Below are 23,584 nucleotides of genomic sequence, written 5' to 3'. Positions count from 1 at the left end.
GGTTCAGACCTGGAAGCGATTCACCAGCCCCTGCAGATCCACCGCCAGCCGGGACAATTCCTGACTGGCGGCACTGGTCTGGCGCGCACCGTCGGCGGACTGAGTGGAGAGATCGCGGATGTTGACCAGATTGCGATCCACCTCGCGGGCCACCTGGGCCTGCTCCTCGGCCGCGCTGGCGATCACCAGGTTGCGCTCGTACATCTCGCCGATGCGACTGTTGATCTCGTCCAGGGCCACCCCGGCGGTTTCCGCCAGGGCCCGCGTGGCCTGGGCGCGCTGACTGCTGCTGTGCATGGAACCTAGGGCCTGACTGGCGCCGCTGCGCATGCCCGAGACCATCTGCTCGATCTCCAGGGTGGACTGCTGGGTACGGCTGGCCAGGGCGCGCACCTCGTCGGCCACCACGGCGAAACCACGCCCGGCCTCACCGGCCCGCGCCGCCTCGATGGCGGCGTTGAGCGCCAGCAGGTTGGTCTGCTCGGCGATGGCGCGAATGACGTCGAGCACCTTGCCGATGTCCTGGGACTGCTCGGCCAGGCGCTGGACCACCGTCCCGGTGGCCACGACCTCGTCGGACAGCGCCTCGATGGCGCCCAGGGTTTCCGCGACGCGAGTCTGGCCTTGCTGCGCGGCCTGGCTGGAGGCCCGCGAGGCCTCGGAGGTGGAGACGGCGTTGCGCGCCACCTCGTCCACCGCGGTGCTCATCTCGGTGACAGCGGTAGCGGCCTGTTCGATCTCCTGGTTCTGCTGCTGCAGGCCCTGGCCCGCGGCCTCGGTGACCGCATTGAGCTCTTCGGCGGCGGTGGCCAACTGGGTGGAGGAGCCGGCGATGCGCGAGAGGGTCTCACGCAACTGCCCCTGCATCTGCTGCAAGGCGCGCTGCAATTCGCTCACCTCGTCACGCCCCTGCACCGCCAGGGTCTGGGTCAGGTCGCCCTGGGCGACACGGCGGGCGGCCAGCAGCGCCTCGCGCAGCGGTCCGACGATGCTGCGGGTCAGCAGCCAGGCCATGAGCACCGTGGCCAGGGCGGCCAGGACGATCACCGCGATGACGATCAGCCGTGAGGCCTCATAGCGGTCCGCCGAGACCTTGCCATCGCGCTCGATACCCTCGGCATAGAGGTCGCCCAACTCGCCCAGCTGCTTGCCGGTGCCGTCCACCACCGGTTTCATGTCCACCAGGGTCAGTTTGTTGAGCGCGACGGTATCGCCCCGCCGCGCCAGGGCGAAGGACTCGGTCATGCCCTGCTGATAGGTGGCGAAATCGCGCTTGAACAGGTCCCAGCGCTGGTGCTCCTCGGGGGTGTCGACAAAGACCTCATAGGCCTTGATGCCCTCCATGAGCACCTTGTTGCGCGCCTCGTACTGGCTGACATAGGTGTCGATGTTGCGCGGTTCCGGGTCCAGCGCCAGCCGCAAGGAGATGGTGCGGATGCGCAGCATGTTCTCGCGGATGGCGTCCACCGCGCGGATGCTCGGCACCCAGTCGCGCTCCGTCACTACCTGGCGTTCGCGGATACCCGCCATCTGCGCCAGGGAAAACAGGCCGAGAAAAGCCACCATCAGGGCGATCAGGCCGAAGCCTAGCGCCGCGCGGGGCGCGATGTTGCAATTGCGTAACAGCATGGAATCTCCGTGGCCGCTGGCCCTGTTGTTGTCTGACAACATATATCGGCCAGGACACCCTGCCCTTTAGCGCAGCGGTTGCAGCGAACCTCGCCGCGTTTTCGTCGTCTCACAGGCACTGTCGCCCATTCCGGGCGACCTGCCAGGAATGTTCGGATGAAAACCGGTCCCTCTCGCGCCTCCCCGTTCTCCGCGCCTCGTGCGCTGCTCGCCAGCCTGGTCCTGGGTGGCGGTCTGCTCCTCGCGGGCTGCGCCGGCAATCCGCCGACCGCGCAGATGGCCGTGACCCAATCGGCCGTCAACGAAGCCGTGAGCGGCGGCGGCAACCAGTTCGCCCCGATTGAGACCAAGTCGGCCCAGGACAAGTGGACCCAGGCCCAGGCGGCGCTTTCCAACGAGAAATACGACGACGCCAAGCGCCTGGCCGAGCAGGCCGAGTGGGATGCCCGCCTGGCGACTCGCAAGACCCAGGCCGCCAAGGCCGCGGCGGCGCTGCAGGATGCCCAGAACAGCATCCAGCAGATCCGCGAGGAAGGTCAGATCAACCTCCAGCTGCAACAGAATCTACAGAAAAAGGTGCAGCAGTAAGGCTGCCCGCTCTCTTGAAGGACGAAACCCATGCGTAAACGTTTTCTGCTTCCGGTACTGTCGGCCCTGACCCTCACCCTGGCCGCCTGCGCCACCCCGCCCAACCCCAACCTGGAAAAGGCGCGCAACGACTACGCCGCCCTCGAATCCCAGCCCCAGGCCACCCAGCTGGCGGCGCTGGAAACCAAGGATGCCGGCACCTGGCTGGCCAAGACCGACAAGGCCTACAAGGACGGTGAGAACGAGCGCACCGTCGACCAGCTGGCCTACCTGACCCAGCAACGCATCCAGACCGCCATGCAGACCATCAAGCTGCGCATGGCCGAGGCCGAGCTGAAGAAGGTCGATGCCCAGCGCGGCGAAACCCGCCTGAACACCCGCACCGAGCAGCTGCAGCAACTGCAGAAGGCGATCAAGTAAGGCCATGGGCGCAGGACTCCTTCGGGAATCCTGCGCCCGGCACCGTGGTCCTCTACAGACCCGCGAGCGTCTTGCTCGCCATAGTCCGGAAGATCTTTCATGCACGCCATACGCCTACGCAAACCCGGTGGTCTGGATCAGCTGGAACACTGTGAACTGCCCGATCCCGGTCAGCCCGGAGCCGGCGAGATCCGCGTGCGGATCAAGGCCAGCTCGCTGAATTTCCATGATCTGGGCGTGGTGCTCGGCAAGATGCCGACCGCCGATGGGCGCATTCCCATGTCCGATGGCGCCGGGGTGGTCGAGGCCGTGGGCGCAGGCGTCAGCGAATTCGCCGTGGGCGATCAGGTGGTCTCGACCTTCTTTCCCCAATGGCTGGACGGCGAGCCGACAATCGACGATTTCTCCACCACGCCCGGCGATGGCATCGACGGCTTCGCCTGCGAGGTAGTGGTGCGCCCGGCCACGGCCTTTACCCGCGCGCCCAAGGGCTACAGCCATGCCGAGGCGGCGACCCTGACCACCGCCGGGCTCACCGCCTGGCGTGCCCTGGTGGTGGACGGCAATCTCAAGGCCGGTGACAGCGTGCTGGTCATGGGCACCGGTGGGGTGTCCATCTTCGCCCTGCAGCTGGCCAAGGCCATGGGCGCCACGGTGATCGCCACCTCTTCGTCGGACGAGAAGCTGCAGCGTGCCTATGCCTTGGGCGCCGACCACCTGATCAATTACCGCGACGAGCCGGAATGGGGCGCCAAGGTACAGGCCATCACCGGGGGGCGCGGCGTCGACATCGTGGTGGAAGTGGGCGGCCCGGCGACGCTGGCGCAATCCATCCAGGCCGCGCGTATCCATGGTCATCTGGCGCTGATCGGCGTGCTCACTGGCGTCGAGGGCCAGGTCCCCACCGCCAATCTGATGCGTCGGCACCAACGACTGCAGGGGTTGATCGTCGGCAGTCGCCGCCATCAGCAGGAGATGATCCAGGCGCTGGAGAGCAACGGGATCAAGCCGGTCATCGATCGCAGCTATCCCCTGGCCGAGATCGCCGAGGCCTTCGCCTTCCAGAAGGACGGCAGCCATTTCGGCAAGATCGTCTTGGAGATCTGACAATGGTCAGACGAAAGCCAGACTGAGACCGACAGGGCTCTGCTAGACTTCCGGAATTGCCTCATCGCGTTCCGGATGTCCGATGACTTCGTCTACCGCCCTGCCCTATGCCGTCGTCATCGAAGACAACAGTCTGCTCGCCGAGCTGCTGGGCAATCATCTCGAAGAACAATTGCAGTGGGCCTGTACCCGCTTCGACAATGCCGACGATGCCCTGGTGCATCTGCTGCAATGCCAGGAAGCACCGGCCCTGGTCGTTACCGATCACCTGATGCCCGGCCAGTTGCGCGGCGGCGAGCTGGCGCAGATGCTGCTGCAGCGCTGGCCCGAGTTGCCCATGGTGATCACTTCCGGCTACGGCTACGAAATCACCACCACGTTGCCCCCTCAGGTGATCTTCCTGCAGAAGCCCTGGACGCTGGATGAGGTGGATTCGGCGGTACGCCTGGCGCGAGCGCGTCAGGCAGGCGACTAGACGCCCAGCTGACCGCAGGCCTTCAGCAACTGGTCGATGGTCCAGGGCTTGGGCAGGAACAACGCCCGGTCTTCGCGTTCGGCATACTGCTGGCCGGTGTATCCAGAGGACACCAGGATCGGCAGCTGCGGAAAACGTTGGCGGACCTGTTTGGCCAGGGCGAGGCCATCCAACCGACCGGGCATGCGCACATCGGTGAACAGCAGATCGGGCGGCAATGGATCGGCTTCGAACCAGCACCAGGCGGCATCGGCGGTGTCGAACGACTGGACGGCGTAGCCTTCCATTTCGAACACCTCCGTCGCCAGCGAGCGCAGTACGGGATCGTCTTCGACGACCAGCACAGTGGTAACGGCTGCGGAAGAAACTACATCGGTCATGGCAACGCTACTTCATTAGTACGACTAAATAGACCGAAATTACTCGAATTGGATCACAACCCTCGGATGGACGGCTGGCCGGTTGGTACTGGCACTTGTCTGATGCCGCAGCGGCTACTTAATTCCCTGTCTGTCGGAAAAAGGTGCCGGCAGATCGCTGGCCGGCGCCCGACTCTCTTACTCTAAGGCTCTCGCTGGACGTCACCGCCGTCTGCTTTCGCTGCCCACCTGTTCGAAAGATCCCATGGCTGAATCCGCTCTCTCTCACGCTGAACTCCAGGCCGAAGTACGCCGCCTGCGCGCCGCGCTCGACCAGTGCACCGCGCTGCCGCCCCAGGACGCCCAACGGCGCCTGGCAATCTTCGATGGCGCCATCGATTTCGCCATGATCGTGCTCGATCCGGCCGGAGTGATCGCCGACTGGAACAGCGGCGCCGAGCGCCTGCTGGGCTGGACCGCCGCGGAGATTCGCGGTGCACCGGCGGAGCGCTTCTTCACCCCGGAAGACAACCAGAGCGGCCGAGCCGCGCTGGAAATGCGGCTGGCCCTGCAGGACGGCCGTGCCGAGGATGAGCGCTGGCACCTGCGCCGCGACGGCACTCGCTTCTGGGCCAGTGGCGAGATGCATCCGCTGCACGACGACGCCGGCACCCATACCGGCTTCGTCAAGATCCTCCGCGACCGCACGTCCCAGCACCTGGCCGGCGAGGCCCTGCGCGACAGCCAGCGCTACGTGGGCGAGGTGCAGCAGCAGCTGGCCGAGAGCGAGCGCTACTGGCGTGGCCTGTTCGAGCAACTGGACGAGGGCTTCATCCTCGGCACCATCCTGCGCGATGACCAGGGCCGCGGCCGGGACTGGCGCTATGACCAGGTCAACCGGGCCTGGTGCGCGCACTTCGGCTTGAGTGCGCAACAGGCGGTCGGCCAGACCGCGCGCAGCCTGTTTCCCGATCTCGAAGACCTCTGGGCGGAAGACTTCACCCGGGTGGTGGATACCGGCCAGTCGTTCAGCTACGTGCGGCAATTCCAGCACAACGGGCGCTGGTACGAAGGCCATGCGCACAAGGCCGGTCCCGACAGCTTTCTGGTGCTGTTCCTGGATGTCACCGAGCGCGAGCAGGCCGCCCAGGCCACCCGCGACGAAGAGCGTTATCGCAGGGCCCTGGCCGAACTCGGTGAAGGCTTCAGCCAGCTGGGCGACATCGAAGCCGTCACCGACCTCGCCTGCGCCACCCTGGGTACCAGCCTGGATGCCCACCTGGTGGGCTATGGCCTGGTGGACGCCGAGGCCGAGACCGTCACCGTGGGGCGCGACTGGACGATCCCGGGCGCCCGCAGCCTGATGGGCACCCTGAACTTCCACGACTACGGCAGCTACAGCGAGTCTTTCAAGCGCGGCGAAACCGTGGTGATCGAGGATGTGCACGCGGACCCGCGCGCCCGTGACAACCTCGCGGCGCTGCAACGCCTGGAGATCCGCGCCTTGGTCAACCTGCCGCTGTTCGAGCATGGCAACCTGGTGGCGCTGCTCTATGTAGGTTCCAGTCAGCCGCGGCGCTGGACGCCGGCCGAGTTGCAATTCATCCGCGAGGTCGCCAATCGCACCCGCTCGGCGACGGCGCGACTGACCGCGGAACGTGCACTGCGCGACAGCGAACTCAATCTGCGCCTGGTGGCCGACACCCTGCCCTGCCTGATCGCCTTCGTCGATCGCGACCTGATCTATCGCTTCGCCAACGTCGAGGCGCCCAAGTGGTTCAAGGATGCGCCGCAGAGCATCCTCGGTCGCAGCATGGCCGAGGTCTTCGCGCCGGAGCTGTTCGCTGCCCGCCGCCCGGCCATCCAGGCCGCCCTGGACGGCACCCCGGCGCGGCTGGATCTGCCCTGGGCCTGGCCGGACGGCCGGCGACGCATCGCCGACATCCACTATCGGCCGCGGCGGGATGGGCGCGGCGCGGTGGACGGCTTCTATGTCTTCGCCCAGGACGTCACCGTCCAGCGCGACGCCCAGGCGCTAATCCAGGCGCAGAATCTCAGCCTCAGCCAGGAAGTCCAGGCGCGCACCGCCGAACGCGACCGGCTTTGGGCGCTCAGCGAGGACCTGCTGCTCACCGCCGACTTCGCCGGGCAGCTGCTGCGGGTGAGTCCATCCTGGTCGCGCGGCCTGGGCTATTCCGAGGCCGAGTTGCTCAGCCGCCCCTACACCGAACTCATTCACCCCGACGATCTACCGGGCGTGCTGGTAGCGCTGGACGACCTGCGCCGCAGCGGCCTGCCGACCCGGGTGGAGAATCGTGTCCAGGCGGCGAATGGCAGCTGGCGCTGGCTGTCCTGGACGCTGTCGCTAGACACTGATCAGGAGCACGTCACCGGTGCCGGGCGCGATATCACCCGCGAGAAGGACGCCGCGGAGACCCAGGCGCTGCTGGAAGAGCAGCTGCGCCAATCACAGAAGATGGAAGCGGTCGGCCAACTCACCGGCGGCCTGGCCCACGACTTCAACAACCTGCTCGCCGGCATCGTCGGCAGTCTGGACCTGCTCACGGTGCGCATCGGCCAGGGTAGGCTGAACAACCTTGAACGCTACACCACCGCTGCCCAGGGCGCCGCCATCCGCGCCGCCGCCCTGACCCACCGGCTGCTGGCCTTTTCCCGCCGGCAGACGCTGGATCCCAAACCCACCGACGTCAATCGTCTGGTGGCCGGCATGGAAGACCTGATCCGCCGCACGGTGGGTCCGGCGATCCAGATCGAGGTGGTGGCCAGCAGCGAACTCTGGTCGACCCTGGTCGATCCGCCGCAGCTGGAAAATGCCCTGCTCAATCTCTGCATCAATGCCCGCGATGCCATGCCCGAGGGTGGCCGCATCTTCATCGAGACCGCCAATCGGGCGCTGGATGCGCGCATGGCCCGGGTCCGCGACCTGGAGCCGGGCGAATACATCGCCCTCTCGGTGACCGACAACGGCTGCGGCATGCCGCCCGAGGTGATCGCCAAGGCCTTCGACCCCTTCTTCACCACCAAGCCGATCGGCGTAGGCACCGGGCTCGGCCTGTCGATGATCTACGGCTTCGTGCGCCAGTCCGGCGGCCAGGCGCGCATCCATTCCCAGGTCGATGAGGGCACCAGCGTCACCCTGTTCCTGCCGCGCCACCGCGAAACGGCGGCGGGTGTGGACCTCATCGCCAGCCAACCGGCGCTGCCACGCCAGGGTCACGGCGAGACGGTGCTGGTGGTGGATGACGAACCCACAGTACGGATGCTGGTGGTGGAGGTGCTGGAAGAACTGGGCTACGCCGCCCTCGAAGCGGCGGATGCCAGCTCCGGGTTGCGATTGCTGGAATCCGATGTGCGCATCGACCTGCTGATCAGCGACGTCGGCCTGCCCGGCGGCATGAACGGCCGGCAGATGGCCGACGCCGCCCGCCAGCGCCGCCCGGGCCTCAAGGTACTGTTCATCACCGGCTACGCGGAGAACGCGGTGGTCGGCAACGGCCATCTGGAGCCCGGCATGCACGTGATGACCAAGCCCTTCGCCATGGACGCCCTGGCGGTGCGCATCCGCGATCTGATCGAAGGGACCTGACTCCGTAGGTTGGCGCTACGCGCAGCGAGGCCCAACGGTGCCGAGGTGCAGCCCGGGCCCTGTTGGGCTTCGACGATGACGCCGTCTCAGCCCAACCTACGTCAGCAACCACCGCAGTTCGACCTCTCATATAGGTTGGCGCTGAGCGCAGCGAAGCCCAACGGTGCCGAGGTTCAGCCGGGGGCCTGTTGGGCTTCGACGATAAAGCCGTCTCAGCCCAACCTACGTCGGTAGCCACCACGGTCCGGCCTCTCGCGTAGGTTGGTGCTGAGCGCAGCGAAGCCCAACGGTGCCGAGGTTCAGCCGGGGCCCTGTTGGGCTTCGACGATGAAGCCGTGTCAGCCCAACCTACGTCGGCAACCACCGCAGCCCGCCCTCTCGCGTAGGTTGGCGCTGAGCGCAGCGAAGCCCAACGGTGCCGAGGTGCAGCCCGGGCCTTGTTGGGCTTCGACGATAAAGCCGTCTCAGCCCAACCTACGTCGGCAACCACCGCAGCCCGCCCTCTCGCGTAGGTTGGCGCTGAGCGCAGCGAAGCCCAACGGTGCCGAGGTTCAGCCGGGGCCCTGTTGGGCTTCGACGATGAAGCCGTCTCAGCCCAACCTACGTCGGTAGCCACCACGGTCCGGCCTCTCGCGCAGGTTGGCGCTGAGCGCAGCGAAGCCCAACACCGCCTCCCGCCCAACCAGTCGCGACGGACTAACGCCGCCTTGTCCAGCGTTTCGGGCTGGCCCCGCCAGTGGAAAACGCTACGGCATGGGATCCCGGCACCCGGGATAGCCCAGAGCGCTCAGGCCAGGTAACGCCCGAACCAGTCCAGGGTGCGCTGCCAGGCCAGTTGGGCAGCCGCCTCGTCGTAGCGCGGGGTGGAGTCGTTGTGGAAGCCGTGGTTGGTGCCGGCATAGCGCTGCACCTCGTAGGTCTTGCCGGCCGCCTTGAGCGCCGCTTCATAGGCGGCGGCGCCCTCGTTGATGCGCGGATCGTTCTCGGCGTAGTGGATCAGCAGCGGCGCCTTGATCGCCGCCACCTCCTCGGCGCGCGGTTGACGTCCATAGAAGGGCACCGCCGCGGCCAGCTCGGGATAGGCCACGGCGGCCGCGTTGGCCACGCCGCCGCCATAGCAGAAGCCGGTGATACCGACCTTGCCGGTGCTGAATTCGTGGCTCATCAAGGTTTCCACGGCGGCGAAGAAGTCGTTCATCAGCTTGGCCGGATCGACCTGCTGCTGCAACTCACGGCCCTTGTCGTCGTTGCCGGGATAGCCGCCCATGGACGTCAGGCCGTCCGGTGCCAGGGCCAGATAGCCCGCCTTGGCCAGACGCCGGGCCACGTCTTCGATATAGGGATTGAGGCCACGATTCTCGTGGGCCACCACCACCGCCGGCACCTTGCCGCTGGCCTTGGCCGGCCGCACCAGATAGCCACGCACCCGCCCATGGCCCTTGGGCGAGGGGTAATAGACGTACTCGGCGACGATGTCCGGGTCGGTGAATTCCACCTGGCTGGCCAGGGCATAGTTGGGGCTCAGCGCCGCCAGCACGCCGGTGGCCGACAGCCCCAGCACCGCGGCACAGGCCCCGGCGCGGTCGAGGAAGTCGCGGCGGCTGATGCGACCGTGGACATAGAAGTCATAGAGTTCGAGCAGTTCGGGCGAGAAATCCTGGGCGGTGAGGCGGGTCATCGCAGCGCTCCTCTGGCGGGAAAGGGGACCGCCAGCCCAGCTGGGTAGGCGCCCCGGTGGCCCCCGAGTGTGCCGCGAATCGTCTGACTATGCCATGGCCTCGCGCGGGTGCCGCGCTGGGCGTGCAGCTCGGCGATCAACGCTTCGAAACGACCGCCCTGTTCAGAACAACCCCATCTGCCGATCCAGCAACCGGTCGAAGCGGTCGCCGACGAAGGGCAGGATGGCGTCGGCCACCGGGGCCAACTGGCGCTCTACATAGTGATCGTAGTCGGGTGGTGCATGGGGCAGCTCGACCGGCTCGGCGCCGGCGGTGGTGATCAGGTAGCTGATCCAGCCGCCGCGGCGAAAGCGACTGCGGCGTCCCAGCCGGGCGTTTTCCGCCTCCAGCAGGCGCGCCGCGCGCACCTGGGGCGAGAGATTGCTCTGGTACTCCTCCAGCGGTCGGCGCAGGCGCTTGCGATAGACCAGCAGGTCGTCGAGGTCGCCGGCGCGGGTGCGGGCGACGAAGTCGCGCACATAGTCCTCATGGGGCTCACCGGTGAAGATCAGCAGGTACAGCTCGCGCTGAAAGCGCTGGGCCAGCGGCGACCAGTCGCTGCGTACCGTTTCCAGGCCCTTGAACACCAGTTCCGGCTGGCCGTCGGCACCGGGTCTGAGGCCGGCGTATCGCTTCTTGCTGCCCTCCTCCGCGCCTCGAATGGTAGGCATGAGAAAGCGGCTGAAGTGGGTCTCGTACTGCAGCTCCAGATGGCTTTCCAGCCCCAGCTCCGCCTGTAGCCACTCGCGCCAGTGGGCGTTGACCGCCGCCACCAGCTCGCGACCGATGCGCTCGGCCTCGGCTTCGGCATGGGTGCGCCCTAGCCAGACGAAGGTGGAATCGGTGTCGCCATAGATCACCCGATGACCACGCGCCTCGATCAGCTCGCGGGTCTGGTGCATCACCGCGTGGCCACGCAGGGTGATGGACGAGGCCAGGCGGTGATCGAAGAAGCGGCAGTGCGGCGTGCCCAGCACGCCATAGAAGCTGTTCATGATGATCTTCAGCGCCTGAGCCAGGGGCGCGTTGCCCGCGCGCTTGGCGGCATCGCGCCCCTCCCAGACCCGCGCCACCATCTCCGGCAGGCAGTGCCGGGTGCGGTGGAAGCGCGCGCCGCGAAAGCCCTGCACCGTCTCGTCCTCGGGCAGCGCCAGGCCCTCCACCAGCCCTACCGGATCGATGAGAAAGGTGCGGATCAGCGAGGGATAGAGACTCTTGTAGTCCAGCACCAGCACCGAGTCGTAGAGCCCAGGCCGGGAATCCATGACGAAGCCACCGGGGCTGGCCTCGGGTGGCTGGGCACCGAGATTGGGCGCGACGAAGCCCTGGCGGTGCATCAACGGCAGATAGAGATGGTAGAAGGCGGCGATGGAGGCGCCATGGCGCTCCAGCGGCAGGCCGGTGACGCTGGCCCGTTCCAGGAGGAAGCGCAGCAGCTCGGTCTTGGCGAAGATGCGGGTGACCAGTTCGCAATCCACCAGGTTGTAGCGCGCCAGGGCGCTCTTCTCGCCCGCGAACATGCGATTGATCGAGGCCATGCGGTCGTGGGGATTGTCGATGGCCTTGCCTTCGCCCAGCAGGGTACGGCTGACGTTCTCCAGGCTGTAGGAGGGAAATACCCAGGTCGCCGACTTGAGTGCCTCCACCCCGTCGATGATCGGCCGCCCGGCCAGCAGCGCCTGGAAGGGCCGGCCCTGGCCGCCGGGTTCGTAGTGATCGTCCTCGGGGGCACCACGGCCCAGATGCAGGGTCACGCCCAGCTTGCGCGCGTGCTCGTGGAGCACGCGGATGTCGAACTGCAGCACGCTCCAGCCGATGATGACGTCGGGATCGTGGCGTGCCATCCAGGCATTGAGGCGTTCGAGCAGGGTAGCGCGGTCGGCGACGTATTCCAGGTCGAAGTCCACGGCCGCATCCTCCCCGGTGGGCGGGCCGAGCATATACACCTGGCGCTGGCCGCAGCCGTGCAGGCCGATGCTGTAGAGCTCGCCGCGCTCGCTGGTCTCGATGTCCAGCGACAGGGTGCGCAGCGAGGGGCGGTAGTCGGGATCGGGCCGCAGTGGCCCGCCGTCGGCCGTGGGCAGCGTCACCGGCGCGGTGATGAAGCGCTCCATGAGAAAGCGATCCGCCGGGGCGATGTCCGTCTCGTAGACCTCGATGCCGGCGGCGGGGAGGCGCTGCTCCAGTTCGCGCAGGGTGCGATAGCGCGGCGCATAGAGCCCCAGGACGGGGCGCCGCTGGAAGTCCTGCAGCGCCAATTCGCGGATCTCCACCCCGGCCGGCAGCAGGCGCTCGATGTCCGCCCGTCGCGCGGCCGGGGCGAAGGCCACGGCCTGTTGCGCCGGCACCCGCAGCTGGCGCGGACCGCTGTCGGTGGCGAACCAGAACACCAGCTCCATCCCGGTGGAAGTCTCGCGCCAGAGGCGTGTCAGCAAGAAACCCTGGACGGCGGCCAAAGCAGCGGCGCTCCTCGACATGGATGAAGGCCCATTCTCGCAAGGCCAGACCGCGCGGGCGACCCCGGCGCGCCGGGTGGTCCGCTCGTCGCTCCCGCCGAACGGCCTGTGTCCTGTGGCGATGATCTTGCATCGAATGCCCACACCCGTCGTAGAGCCGATTCCCCGGCTCTTGGGCGCACCCTTTGTTTCAGCTGTCAGGCCGTGTCATGAATTCCTTGTCGTCGTCTTTTTCCACCGCTGCCTTCACCGGCTACAACGCCCAGCAAATGCGGGTGCGCGAGCAGGCGCGTCGCTGGCTGGAGCAGGACGTGCTGGTGCTGGATACCGAGGCGACCGGTCTAGGGGAAGAGGCCCAGCTGATCGAGGTGGCGGTGATGACCCTCGGTGGCCGGGTGCTGCTCGATACCCTGGTGCGCCCCAGCATCGCCGTGCCGCGCGAGGCGACCCTGATCCACGGCCTGACCGATGCCCACCTGAGCCAGGCGCCCTCCTTTCCCGAGGTGTTCGCCCAGCTCTGGCCGCTGCTGCAGGGCCGCACCGTGCTGGCCTATGGCATGGCCTTCGACTATCGCCTGCTCGGGCACGATGCCCAGCTCCACGGTCTGGCGCTGCCGCCGGAACTGGAGCGGGAGACGCCGCCGGTGCAACTGGTGGATGGCACCCGCCTGCACTGCCTGATGCAGCTCTATGCCCAGTTCTGGCAGGAGCCGAGTCTGGACAGCCGCAGCCAGGACGGCTGGCGCCGCAAATCCCTGGCCATGGCCGCTCGCCAGCAGGGCGTCGCCGTGCAGGAAACCCACCGCGCCCTGCCCGACTGCCGCCTCAAGGCCGCCCTGGTGCAGGCGCTGGGCGAGGACGCACCGGCTACCTGGAGCGGGCTGCAGGCCCTGGCAGGCTAGCCGAGCGGCAGTCCGCCGGCCGCACCGGCAAGCAGACAGGCTAAATTCGCGCGGCTTGCCATACTGGAGGCGTCATCCAGCCCGAGGCCCCGCCATGAAAGCCGTCGTCTACGAAGCCTTTTCCGCGCCACCCTGCCTGTGCACGGTGCCGGACCCTACCCCCGAGCCGCACGGCGTGGTGCTCAAGGTCATGGCCACCGGCGTCTGCCGTAGCGACTGGCACGGCTGGGTCGGCCATGACACCGACATCGAGCTGCCCCATGTGCCGGGCCACGAACTGGCCGGGATGGTCGAGGCGGTAGGCAAGGACGTCAGGAGGTGGCGGGTCGGCGACCGGGTGACGGTGCCCTTCGTCGGTGGCTGCGGCGCCTGTCCACAGTGCCACGCCGGCCACCAGCAGGTCTGCGACCATCAGTTCCAGCCCGGCTTCACCCACTGGGGTTCCTTCGCCCAGTACGTCGGCATCCACCAGGCCGATCTCAACCTGGTCAGCCTGCCCGAGCAGCTGGACTTCGCCACGGCGGCGAGCCTGGGTTGTCGCTTCGTGACGTCCTTTCGCGCCGTGGTCGACCAGGGCAAGGTCAGCGCCGGCCAATGGGTGGCGGTGCACGGCTGCGGGGGCGTCGGGCTCTCGGCGATCATGATCGCCAGCGCCCTGGGCGCCCAGGTGGTGGCCATCGACATCACCGCCGACAAACTGGCCCTGGCCCGCAGCCTCGGGGCCGTGGCCACCCTCGATGCTACCCAGGTGGCCAGCGTGCCCGAGGCGGTGCAGGAACTCACCGGCGGCGGTGCCCACGTCTCTCTCGACGCCCTGGGCCACCCCACCACCTGCTTCAATTCCATCGCCTGCCTGCGCAAGCGCGGCAAGCACGTTCAGGTCGGGTTGCTGCTGGGCGACCAGGCGACGCCGGCGCTGCCGATGAATCTGGTGATCGCCAAGGAGCTGGAAATCCTTGGCAGCCACGGCATGCAGGCCCATCGCTACGACGTGCTGATGGCCATGCTGCGCCAGGGCACCCTGGCACCGGAGCGGTTGATCGGCCGCGAGATCAGCCTAGCCGAGTCCAGCGAGGCCCTGATGCACATGGACAGGTTCGAAGGTACCGGGGTGACCGTCATTACCCGCTTCGACTAGCTCGCTAGCCGGACTCCGCCGCCTGCAACACCCAGCGCAGCCCCTGCAGGTCCTCGGCGGACAGGGTTGCGCGCAGGCGGCAGAGGCGATAATTGACCCGGGTATTCATGGCCACCCATTCCAGGTCCTGGCGGCTGGGCTGGCCGATGAAATACTCGCCGTAGCGCTCGTCCAGCCCGGCCATGCGGTACTGGCCCTTGAGCGGCAGGTAGAGCTGGCCGTTCATTTCCCAGCGACTGGCGCTGCAGCCGTGGAAGCGCACCTTGTCGCCAAAGGTGGACAGCTGGGTGCGGAAATCGGTGGTGGCGTTGCCGGCGCTGGTCTTGAACTGGCTGGCGATCACGCTGAAGACGATCCCGTCGGTCGAGGGCGCCCCACGCCATTCGATGACCCGACGATTGAGCGCCGTGTCGAACTTGTCGGTGAAGATGCCGGCGGCCTGCGCCGTGAGCGTTGGCAGGGTCAGGGCACCCAGCAACGCCATCATTGTTTTCAAAACAGACTCCTGGTGGCGACCCGCACACCCAGCCTGAAGCAACAGGCAGAGGCGGCAAAGGGCCAGCTTCAGTCTTTGGAGATCCGATTGGCTGAAAGGTGCCCCCAGAGGTCCGGATAAGCGGTATCTTTCACAGTCTAGGCTCTGTACGAAAAGTGCCTGCGCTCGGTGATGCTGCGTTAAAAATCAGCTCGGAATGCTCATTTACCACTCGTAAACTCGTTCGCGAGCCCGGTCCGCTTCCTCGCTGATTTTTGCCTTGCCTGACCTTCGCTCGGCGACTTTTCATACAGAACCTAGCGACGAGCCCGCCTCGTCCCCCCTTTTAACCGTCGCCGGTGAGGCGTACGGCCCGACCACGAAACGACCGGCCAAGCCGCCGGAGAGCACTGCGAGGATCTATGAGCGCTGCGGACATCGATTGGAAGACCCTCGGTTTCGACTACATCAAGACCGACTTCCGCTATATCGCCACCTATCGCAACGGCAGCTGGGAACCCGGCGAGCTGACTCGCGACAACCAGTTGCACATCAGCGAAGGCTCCACGGCCATCCACTACGGCCAGCAGTGCTTCGAAGGCCTCAAGGCCTATCGCTGCCAGGACGGCTCCATCAACCTGTTCCGCCCCGACCGCAACGCCGCGCGCATGCACAAGAGCTGCGCCCGCCTGCTGATGCCGCCGGTCCCCACCGAGATGTTCATCGATGCCTGCCAGCAGGTGGTCAAGGCCAACGAGGCCTGGATCCCACCCCACGGCACCGGCGGCGCCTTCTACCTGCGGCCCTTCGTCATCGGCGTGGGTGACAACATCGGCGTGCGCACCGCCCCCGAGTTCCACTTCGTGGTATTCGGCATCCCGGTCGGCGCCTACTTCAAGGGCGGCATGACCCCGCACAACTTCGTGATCTCCGGCTATGACCGCGCCGCGCCCCAGGGCACCGGTGCCGCCAAGGTCGGCGGCAACTACGCCGCCAGCCTGATGCCCGGCGCCCAGGCCAAGGCCGAAGGCTTCGCCGACTGCATCTACCTGGATCCCCTGACCCACCGCAAGATCGAGGAAGTCGGCTCGGCCAACTTCTTCGCCATCACCGGCGACGGCAAGTTCGTCACTCCGCGCTCCGAATCCGTGCTGCCGGGCGTGACCCGCATGTCGCTGATGGAACTGGCCCGCGAGCGGCTGAACCTGGACGTGGTCGAGGGCGACGTCTTTATCGACCAGCTCGACCAGTTCGTCGAAGCCGGCGCCTGCGGCACTGCGGCGGTCATCACCCCCATTGGCGGCATCCAGTACGGCGAGAAGCTGCACGTCTTCCACAGCCTGACCGACGTCGGCCCGGTGACGCGCAAGCTGTACGAGGAACTGACCGGCATCCAGACCGGCGACAAGCCGGCGCCGGAGGGTTGGATCGTCAAGGTCTGACTTGGGTTGGTTTAGTGTGAAGAAGGCGCCTCAGGGCGCCTTTTTCGTTTAGGTAAACCAGATTGATGCCATTGCTGCCGCCCTGGCTGTTTATCGAGCGATCTGCCGAAACTCGTTTCGCCTCGCTGGCAACTCACCTATCGCGGCCATTGGCCGCTCCTACAGGATGACCAGCTGCTGTAGGAGCGGCCCATGGCCGCGATTCCAGCGAGGTTCAGGTCTACGTACCGTTGGGCTTCGCTCCGCTCAACCCAACCTACAAAGCCTCCCCCCTACACCCCCTCCCGCCGCCGCAACACGGCGCGGGCGCCGATGAACAGCACCACCACGCAGATCGCCGCCGCGATCAACCAGTGCGTCGACACATGATGCTCGGCGAAGAAATCCCGCAGGATCTCCCCCACCGCGTAGCCGATGCCGGTCATGACGAAGCCCCACAGCAGGGCGCCGATGATGTTGAAGAACAGGAACCGCCGCGGCCGCACGCCGCTGGCACCGATCAGCAGCGGGCCGATCAGGCGGAAGCCATAGGCGAAGCGGATACCGATGATCCACAACGCTTCGTGGCGATGGATGCGGCTGCGCAGCCAGTCGATGCGCGCCTGCTGGCGTTTGAAGCGGCCGAGGATGCGGTCGCCATAGCGACGGCCGAGATAGAACAGCGTCTGATCGCCGATGAAGCCGCCCAGGGCCACGCACAGCGCCGTGAGGGGAAACAGCAGGTAGCCGTGCCGTGCGGCGATGCCGGCCAGGATGGCGACACCGTCGCCTTCCACCAGAGCACCCAAAACCGCCGCGCCGTAGCCGTAGTTGCTGATGACCTCGCTGTCGATCATGGCACCGCCCTAGAGACCGAGGATGGTCAGCATGATGAAGGTGCCGAACAGCACGAAGTGGGTCATGCCCTCGATGGCGTTGGTCTCGCCATCGTTGAGGTTGATGGCGGCGACGATCAGGGTCACGGCCATCATCACCGTCTGCACCGGCGTCATGGCCATCTGGATCGGCTGACCGTTATACAGCGCGATCGCCTCCACCACCGGTACGGTGAGGATCACCGTGGACAGGCTGGCGCCCAGGGCGATGTTGATAACCGACTGCATGCGATTGGCCATGGCCGCGCGCAGGGCGGTGAGGATTTCGGGGCTGGCGGAGATCACCGCCACCACCAGCGCCGGGACCAGGGCCGGCACGGCCAGACCTTCCAGCCCAGTATCCAGCGACTTGGACATCACCTCGGCCAGGGCTCCGGTGGCGACGATGCCGACGATCAGCATGGCGATGGACAGGGTGGCGCTGCTTTCACCATGGCCGGCGGTGGCGGCTTCGCCCTCGACCGCCGGGCGCTTGCGCTTCTTGTCCGGGTAGTTGTAGCTGAAGAAATAGCTGTGCGGACCGGTCTGCATGCGCAGGAACAGGGTATAGAGCAGCGCCATGGCGCCGATGGTGAAGAAGGAATAGACGTGCCACTGGGCCGAGGGAATGAATTCCGGCACCAGCATGGAGATGCTCACCGCGGTGATGATCATCACCCCGTAGCTGCGACTGGAGTCGTCGTTGTAGGGCTGCTCGCCGTGCTTGAGGCCACCGAGCAGCGCGGCCAGGCCGATGATGCCGTTCATGTCCAGCATCACTGCGGCATAGATGGTGTCGCGGGCCAGGGTCGGCGAATGGTCGTGGCTCATCATGATCGCCAGGATGATCACCTCCACCAGCACGGCGGAAAGGGTCAGGATCATGGTGCCATAGGGATCGCCGACCTTTTCCGCCAGCAGTTCGGCGTGATGGGCCACGCGCATGGCCGCGCAGATGATGGCGGCGATCAACCCGCCGGCGGCGATCAGCGCCAGGGTCTGGCCACCGCCGAGCAGGGCGTGTTCGAACACATAGGCCAGCACCGTGGCACCGATGGCGACCAGCAGCAGGGTTTCGTCTTTGAGGGCGGCGAGCATGGAAAGGGGCGTCCTTGGTTGAGCAATGCCTTGTTACGACCGCCCTGGAGGGCAAAAGGCTCGCATCCTGTTACACCCCGGTGCTGGCCACCCAGGCTACCGCCGCCTGACAGGCCGCTCAGCCAACCCGAGCACGCGGTGCCAGGCGCTTCCACACGGCCTTGGTGCCGGTCGCGCAGGCCTGGCGATAGCCCAGGGCATGGCGTTCCACCAGGAACCAGGACACCACCGCCAGCGGCAGGGTGATGCCGATGGAAAGCAGCACCATGGTCCAGGCCTCGATGCCGGGGATCACCGCCGCCAGGGTCTGCTGCACGGGAAAGGAGTAGATGTAGAGGCCGTAGGAGTAGTCACCCACTTCGTTGAAGGCACGGATGCGGCCGGCCGGCACGAAGGCGAGATAGAGCAGCACATAGCCCAGCGTCAGGTTGTAGACCAGGTAGAAGCTGTCGCGGTCGGGCATCGCCACCGCCAGCAGCGCCACGGCGGCGGCGAAGGCCGCCCGCGTCAGGGGGATGTAGCCACGCAGCACATAGAAGGCACCGCCCAGGAAGAACATCTGGAACAGCCGCAGCAGGTGCGATTCGCTGGCGAAGAAATAGTAGGCGAACAGCTTGAACAGCGCCGCGCCCACAGCGAACAGCAGGATGGCGCGCTGGAAGTGGCGACTGTCCAGCCGCAGCCAGAGCACGAACAACCAGAGCAGCGCCAGGGCGCCGTACATGCCCACCTCGAAAGGCAGCGTCCACAGCGAGCCATTGACGATGGTCTGCAAGGGATTGCCCTCGAACAGCCCGGGCAGGTCGAATTCGGCGCCAGCGATCAGGCCGGTGTTCTTGAACAGATAGAACCAGGTCTGGGGATCGCTCAGGTAATCCTGCAAGGGTGCCCGGGTCAGCCAGGCACCCAGGCCCAGCACCGTCAGCACCAGCATCACCAATAGGCCCGGTACCACGCGCAGGGCGCGGCCCCAGACGAAGTCGATGATGTCGGCGCGGCTGAGCAGACTCTTGGTGACCAGAAAGCCGCTGGTGATGAAGAAGATGTCGACCGCGATGTCGCCCAGGGTCATGCCCAGGCTCTCGCGTCCCGGTTCCGCCGTGGCCGTGCCACTGGAGATAGCGAAGCTGTGACTGAAGACCACGGCGAGCGCCGCGATCATGCGAATCAGATTGAGATTGTTGTTCTTGCCGCCAACGTAATCCTGAACGGTCTGCACGGATACCTCACGCCTGGTGTTTGGAGCCATGCGTCCCGATTGTAGTCAGATCCAGACCCAATGCAGGCGTTATGGCCCTTTGCTGGCTCAAAGCGTGGAACGCTGGGAATTTCTGACCGCCCAAACCACCGTACATCGGTCAGCGGGAACCCGGATGCCTGCGGAAAACCCGGCAAAGCGTGCGACAATCGTCCATCTTTTTCTGATTCAAGCTATCCCGAGGCTCCCATGTACGACTGGCTCAATGCCCTGCCCAAGGCCGAACTGCACCTGCACCTGGAAGGCACCCTGGAGCCCGAGTTGCTGTTCAAGCTGGCCGAACGCCATGGCGTCGCCCTGCCCTGGGGTGATGTCGAAGCCCTGCGCGCCGCCTACAACTTCGGCAACCTGCAGGAATTCCTCGACCTCTACTACGCCGGCGCCGACGTGCTGCGCACCGAGCAGGACTTCTACGACCTGACCTGGGCCTATCTGCAGAAGTGCAAGGAACAGAACGTCATCCACACCGAGCCCTTCTTCGATCCCCAGACCCACACCGATCGCGGCATTCCCTTCGAGGTGGTGGTACGTGGCATCACCCAGGCGCTGAGCGACGGCGAGCGGCAGCTGGGCGTGACCAGCGGGCTGATCCTGAGCTTCCTGCGTCACCTCTCCGAAGACGCCGCCCAGGCCACCCTGGACCAGGCGCTGCCGTTTCGCGACCACTTCGTCGCCGTCGGCCTGGACAGCTCGGAAAAGGGTCATCCGCCGAGCAAGTTCAAGCGCGTCTTCGCCCGTGCCCGCGCCGAGGGTTTCCCGGCCGTGGCCCATGCTGGCGAGGAAGGCCCGCCGGAGTACATCTGGGAAGCCCTGGACCAGCTCGGCGTGGTGCGGATCGACCATGGCGTGCGCGCCTTCGAGGACGAGCGCCTGATGGATCGCCTGGTCGACCAGCAGATCCCGCTCACCGTGTGTCCGCTGTCCAACACCAAGCTCTGCGTGTTCGACGACATGAGCCAGCACACCATCCTCAAGATGCTCGACCGCGGCCTTAAGGTCACCGTCAACTCGGACGATCCAGCCTACTTCGGTGGCTACGTCACCGAGAACTTCATGGCCCTGCACGAAGGCCTGGGCATGACCCAGGCACAGGCCCAGCGCCTGGCACAGAACAGCCTCGACGCCCGCCTGGTGAAATGAGCATGAGCCTGACCGCTGCCGAGATTTCCTACTACGAACGCTTCGCCGAGCGCCTGGCCGACGCCGCCGCCGTGGCCATCCAGCCCTACTTCCGCGCCCAGCTGGCGGTGGACGACAAGGGCGACGCCGCCATCGCCGGCCGCCGCTACGACCCGGTGACCATCGCCGACAAGGCCGCCGAACGGGCCATGCGCGAACTCATCCAGGCCGAGCATCCGGATCACGGCATCCTCGGCGAGGAAGAGGAGAACGTCGCCGGCAGCAGTCCGCTGAGCTGGGTACTCGACCCCATCGACGGCACCCGCGCCTTCATCACCGGCCTGCCGCTGTGGGGCACTCTGGTGGCGCTCAACGACGGCAACCGTCCGGTAATCGGGGTGATGAACCAGCCCTTCACCGGCGAGCGCTACCTGGGCACCCCGGCCGGCGCCTGGCGCAACGGCGCGGCCCTGCGCACTCGCGCCTGCGCCAACCTGGCCCAGGCCCGGCTGATGTGCACCAGCCGCGACATCTTCGACACCCCCGAGCGCCTGGCGGCCTTCGACGCCGTGGCCGCCGAGGTGCAGCTGGCCCGCTTCGGCGGCGACTGCTACGCCTACTGCATGCTGGCCTCGGGCTTCGTCGACGTCATCATCGAGGCGGGCCTGCAGCCCTACGACGTCCAGGCGCTGATCCCCATCATCGAAGGCGCCGGCGGCCGCATGACCGCCTGGGATGGCGGCGATGCCCAACAGGGCGGCGCCATCCTCGCCTGCGGTGATCCGGCGCTGCATGCGCAGTTGGTGGAAAGGCTCAAGCACCTGGCCTAGGACGCCCACTTTCGTAGGTTGGCGCTGAGCGCAGCGAAGCCCAACATTACAGTTCGTCCAGCCTGGCTTATCGGCGCTCTGGCTGCTTGTCGAGGTTTGGGGGAGAGGCTGTTCGAGACAAGAACCACCAGCAGCCCTCTGTAACCCGCCAGGGCCCTATAGCTAACCCTCAGCAATCGCGGCCATGGGCCGCTCCTACAGGTTCGGACTAGACCTGTAGGAGCGGCCCATGGCCGCGATTGGCAGTGCTCCATTTTCCGTAGGAACAGCAATATCGGCGGACAATCAGTCAGCCCCGCCGTACCCATGCACGTTGCCTCGGGCAACCTCTTAAGCCCCCTCTAAGCCAACTCCCGTATACCGGCAGGATTCCGCCAAGAGTCCCTGCCGTGCTCCCCTCTTCTTCCCCTGCCTCCCCAAGAGCCACACAGCTGGAGCGGGCCTTGCTGCTCGGCTGCCTGGCCGCCTACCTGCTCGCCGGACTGTTCGGCCGTGGACTGTGGAAGGCCGACGAGCCCTATTCCTTCGGCATGGTGTGGAATTTCCTCACCACCCCGGACTGGCTGACTCCTCGCGTCGGTACCGCGCCCTTCATGGAAAAGCCGCCGCTGATGTACTGGACCGGCGCCCTGGCCGCGCGGTTGTCCGCGCCCTGGTTGAGCGCGCCCAACGGTGCGCGGCTGGCGGTACTGGGCTGGATGCTGGTGACCCTGGCCGCGCTCGCCTGGCTGACCGGGCGACTGCTGCCCGGCCGCCAGCGCGAGGCGGTGCTCGCGCTGCTGGGCATGCTCGGGGTGGTGCAGCACAGTCATCTGCTGATCGCCGACGTGCCTCAGCTGGCCGGCGCCACCCTGGGCCTCGCCGGGCTGGCCGCGCACCTGCACGACAACCGCCACCCCTGGCGCCAGGGCCTGCTGTTCGGCAGCGGCCTGGGTATCGCCTTCATGAGCAAGGGCCTGCTGGTGCCCGGGGTGCTGGGCCTCACCGGACTGCTCTGCGCGCTCTGCTGGCCGCGGCGGCTGGTCGAGCCGGAAGGGCGTCACTGGCTGCTCGCCGCCAGCCTGGCCGCCCTGCCCTGGCTGCTGGTCTGGCCGGCGCTGCTCTGGCACCGGGCGCCGGAGCTGTTCCATACCTGGCTGTGGACCAACAACATCGGCCGCTTCTTCGGCCTGGAGGTGCGCAACAGCGATACCGATGGCCTGGCTTCCAGCCTGGCGGATCTGCTGGCGCTGTCCTTTCCTACCGGGTTGATCCTGCTCGGCGCCACGCTTTGGCAGCTGTATCGCCGTGGTGGCAGCCCGCTGAAGCGCCTGGGTCGGCATCCAGGACTGGCTACGGTGGTGCTCTATGCCATCGTCTGCCTAGCGGTGCTGCTCAAGTCGGCGGTGTTCCGCAGCCTCTATCTGCTGCCGCTGTTTCCGGCCCTGGCGCTGCTTGCCGCGCGCCTGCAGCCTCCGCCCGTACTCGCTGCCCTTGGGCGCACCCTCGGGCTGGCCTTCTGGACGCCGATCATCGCCTTGCTGGCCCTGGGCGGTTTCGGCCTGGCGCTGGGGTGGCCGCTGCCCTGGCCAGCGCTGGTCCGGGACCATCTGCCGCTCACTGAACGGCTGTCGGTAGGCCTGCTGGCCTGGATCCTCGCCGCGTTGGCGCTGCTCGGCTGGGGACTGGCGCTAGGGCTGCACAGACGCCTGGCACCCAGCAGTCTCTGGTTCGTCGGCCTCACCGTGAGCTGGAGTCTGGCCAACAGCCTCTGGCTACCCTGGGTCGACCTGGGCAACAGCTATGCACGGCCCTTCACCGCCCTGCACCGGGTACTGCCACCGACGAATTGCGTGGCCAGCTACGGCCTGGGCGAGTCGGAACGCTCCATGCTGCACGTCTACAGTGGCTATCCCCCGCAGGAGCTGAGCGGTCTGCACCAGGTGCCGTGCCGGGTGCTGGTGGTGCAGGACGAATGGCACGAAGCCGTGGCGGTACCGCCAGGCTGGCAGCTGCTCTGGCAGGGCGCACGGCCCGGCAATCTCAAGGAGCGCTTCCGTGCCTTCATGGTGTCGCCCCAGGTGCCCTGAGACGTTGGGCTTCGCTGACGCTCAACCCAACCTACGGTAG

18 protein-coding genes and 1 pseudogene are annotated in these 23,584 nt (G+C 66.7%); 11 read left to right on the top strand and 8 right to left on the bottom strand.

Annotation, left to right across the window (positions count from 1 at the left end):
• Positions 1-3 precede the first annotated feature (3 nt).
• A complete protein-coding gene (locus tag NRG74_RS21055; RefSeq protein WP_257705227.1) occupies positions 4-1,629 on the bottom strand; it encodes a methyl-accepting chemotaxis protein in 1,626 nt (541 codons plus the stop codon).
• 156 nt (positions 1,630-1,785) lie between these two features.
• Between NRG74_RS21055 and NRG74_RS21050 the strand changes: the two genes are divergently transcribed.
• The 4 genes and pseudogenes from NRG74_RS21050 to NRG74_RS21035 all read left to right on the top strand — a co-directional run bounded on the left by NRG74_RS21050 (position 1,786) and on the right by NRG74_RS21035 (position 4,219).
• Entirely contained in the window at positions 1,786-2,217 is a 432-nt protein-coding gene (locus tag NRG74_RS21050; protein WP_017638661.1) for a DUF4398 domain-containing protein, read from the top strand.
• Positions 2,218-2,247: 30 nt separating this feature from the next.
• A pseudogene (locus NRG74_RS21045) lies at positions 2,248-2,631 on the top strand (DUF4398 domain-containing protein); the annotation flags it as partial.
• A 105-nt stretch (positions 2,632-2,736) separates the two neighbouring features.
• Entirely contained in the window at positions 2,737-3,744 is a 1,008-nt protein-coding gene (locus NRG74_RS21040) for a zinc-dependent alcohol dehydrogenase family protein (RefSeq protein ID WP_064308458.1), read from the top strand.
• 82 nt (positions 3,745-3,826) lie between these two features.
• A complete protein-coding gene (locus tag NRG74_RS21035; RefSeq protein ID WP_017638658.1) occupies positions 3,827-4,219 on the top strand; it encodes a response regulator in 393 nt (130 codons plus the stop codon).
• Here NRG74_RS21035 and NRG74_RS21030 read toward each other — a convergent pair.
• Positions 4,216-4,599, bottom strand: coding sequence for a response regulator (locus NRG74_RS21030; protein WP_051226123.1), 384 nt, complete (start codon positions 4,597-4,599; stop codon positions 4,216-4,218). The two genes, NRG74_RS21035 and NRG74_RS21030, sit on opposite strands and share 4 nt — an antisense overlap.
• A 244-nt stretch (positions 4,600-4,843) precedes the next feature.
• Between NRG74_RS21030 and NRG74_RS21025 the strand changes: the two genes are divergently transcribed.
• On the top strand, positions 4,844-8,185 hold the full coding sequence (locus tag NRG74_RS21025) for a PAS domain S-box protein (protein WP_257705226.1): 3,342 nt from the start codon (positions 4,844-4,846) through the stop codon (positions 8,183-8,185).
• A 787-nt stretch (positions 8,186-8,972) separates the two neighbouring features.
• Here the strand turns inward: NRG74_RS21025 and yghX are convergent.
• Both yghX and NRG74_RS21015 read right to left on the bottom strand, forming a co-directional pair.
• The gene (gene yghX, locus NRG74_RS21020) at positions 8,973-9,863 is read right to left on the bottom strand and encodes a YghX family hydrolase (RefSeq protein ID WP_257705225.1); all 891 of its coding nucleotides are present in this window, start codon (positions 9,861-9,863) and stop codon (positions 8,973-8,975) included.
• A gap of 162 nt (positions 9,864-10,025) precedes the next feature.
• Positions 10,026-12,359 (bottom strand): DNA polymerase II, encoded by a 2,334-nt coding sequence (locus tag NRG74_RS21015; RefSeq protein ID WP_257705224.1) that lies wholly within the window; start codon positions 12,357-12,359, stop codon positions 10,026-10,028.
• 209 nt (positions 12,360-12,568) lie between these two features.
• Here NRG74_RS21015 and NRG74_RS21010 point away from each other — a divergent pair, with 209 nt between their 5' ends.
• Together NRG74_RS21010 and NRG74_RS21005 are read left to right on the top strand one after the other, a co-directional pair.
• Positions 12,569-13,261, top strand: a complete 693-nt coding sequence (locus NRG74_RS21010) for a 3'-5' exonuclease (protein WP_173149179.1) — start codon at positions 12,569-12,571, stop codon at positions 13,259-13,261.
• Between the two features lie 94 nt (positions 13,262-13,355).
• Positions 13,356-14,399 carry a zinc-dependent alcohol dehydrogenase family protein gene (locus NRG74_RS21005; RefSeq protein WP_257705223.1) on the top strand — a complete coding sequence of 348 codons (1,044 nt, stop codon included), beginning with the start codon at positions 13,356-13,358 and terminating at the stop codon, positions 14,397-14,399.
• A 4-nt stretch (positions 14,400-14,403) separates the two neighbouring features.
• Here NRG74_RS21005 and NRG74_RS21000 read toward each other — a convergent pair whose 3' ends face one another.
• On the bottom strand, positions 14,404-14,895 hold the full coding sequence (locus NRG74_RS21000; RefSeq protein ID WP_173149181.1) for a hypothetical protein: 492 nt from the start codon (positions 14,893-14,895) through the stop codon (positions 14,404-14,406).
• A gap of 401 nt (positions 14,896-15,296) precedes the next feature.
• Here NRG74_RS21000 and NRG74_RS20995 point away from each other — a divergent pair, with 401 nt between their 5' ends.
• The gene (locus NRG74_RS20995) at positions 15,297-16,316 is read left to right on the top strand and encodes a branched-chain amino acid aminotransferase (RefSeq protein ID WP_257705222.1); all 1,020 of its coding nucleotides are present in this window, start codon (positions 15,297-15,299) and stop codon (positions 16,314-16,316) included.
• A 272-nt stretch (positions 16,317-16,588) separates the two neighbouring features.
• Here the strand turns inward: NRG74_RS20995 and NRG74_RS20990 are convergent, their stop codons facing one another.
• The 3 genes from NRG74_RS20990 to NRG74_RS20980 all read right to left on the bottom strand — a co-directional run bounded on the left by NRG74_RS20990 (position 16,589) and on the right by NRG74_RS20980 (position 19,487).
• Positions 16,589-17,152, bottom strand: a complete 564-nt coding sequence (locus tag NRG74_RS20990) for a DedA family protein (RefSeq protein ID WP_064307531.1) — start codon at positions 17,150-17,152, stop codon at positions 16,589-16,591.
• Between the two features lie 9 nt (positions 17,153-17,161).
• Positions 17,162-18,268, bottom strand: coding sequence for a calcium:proton antiporter (locus NRG74_RS20985; RefSeq protein WP_017638648.1), 1,107 nt, complete (start codon positions 18,266-18,268; stop codon positions 17,162-17,164).
• A 118-nt stretch (positions 18,269-18,386) separates the two neighbouring features.
• On the bottom strand, positions 18,387-19,487 hold the full coding sequence (locus tag NRG74_RS20980; RefSeq protein ID WP_236712136.1) for an acyltransferase family protein: 1,101 nt from the start codon (positions 19,485-19,487) through the stop codon (positions 18,387-18,389).
• Positions 19,488-19,715: 228 nt separating this feature from the next.
• On the opposite strand from NRG74_RS20980, the gene NRG74_RS20975 reads away from it, so the two are divergent.
• The 3 genes from NRG74_RS20975 to NRG74_RS20965 all read left to right on the top strand — a co-directional run bounded on the left by NRG74_RS20975 (position 19,716) and on the right by NRG74_RS20965 (position 23,544).
• Positions 19,716-20,666, top strand: a complete 951-nt coding sequence (locus NRG74_RS20975; protein WP_068383669.1) for an adenosine deaminase — start codon at positions 19,716-19,718, stop codon at positions 20,664-20,666.
• Between the two features lie 2 nt (positions 20,667-20,668).
• Positions 20,669-21,475: a histidinol-phosphatase gene (gene hisN / locus NRG74_RS20970; protein WP_184290276.1), complete on the top strand. Its 807-nt coding sequence runs from the start codon at positions 20,669-20,671 to the stop codon at positions 21,473-21,475.
• A gap of 443 nt (positions 21,476-21,918) precedes the next feature.
• On the top strand, positions 21,919-23,544 hold the full coding sequence (locus tag NRG74_RS20965) for an ArnT family glycosyltransferase (RefSeq protein ID WP_257705221.1): 1,626 nt from the start codon (positions 21,919-21,921) through the stop codon (positions 23,542-23,544).
• Positions 23,545-23,584 lie beyond the last annotated feature (40 nt).

It is taken from the genome of Pseudomonas oryzihabitans, from assembly GCF_024652905.1.
Taxonomy (GTDB): Bacteria; Pseudomonadota; Gammaproteobacteria; order Pseudomonadales; family Pseudomonadaceae; genus Chryseomonas; species Chryseomonas benzopyrenica.
This window is presented reverse-complemented; position numbering and strand designations above follow the sequence as displayed.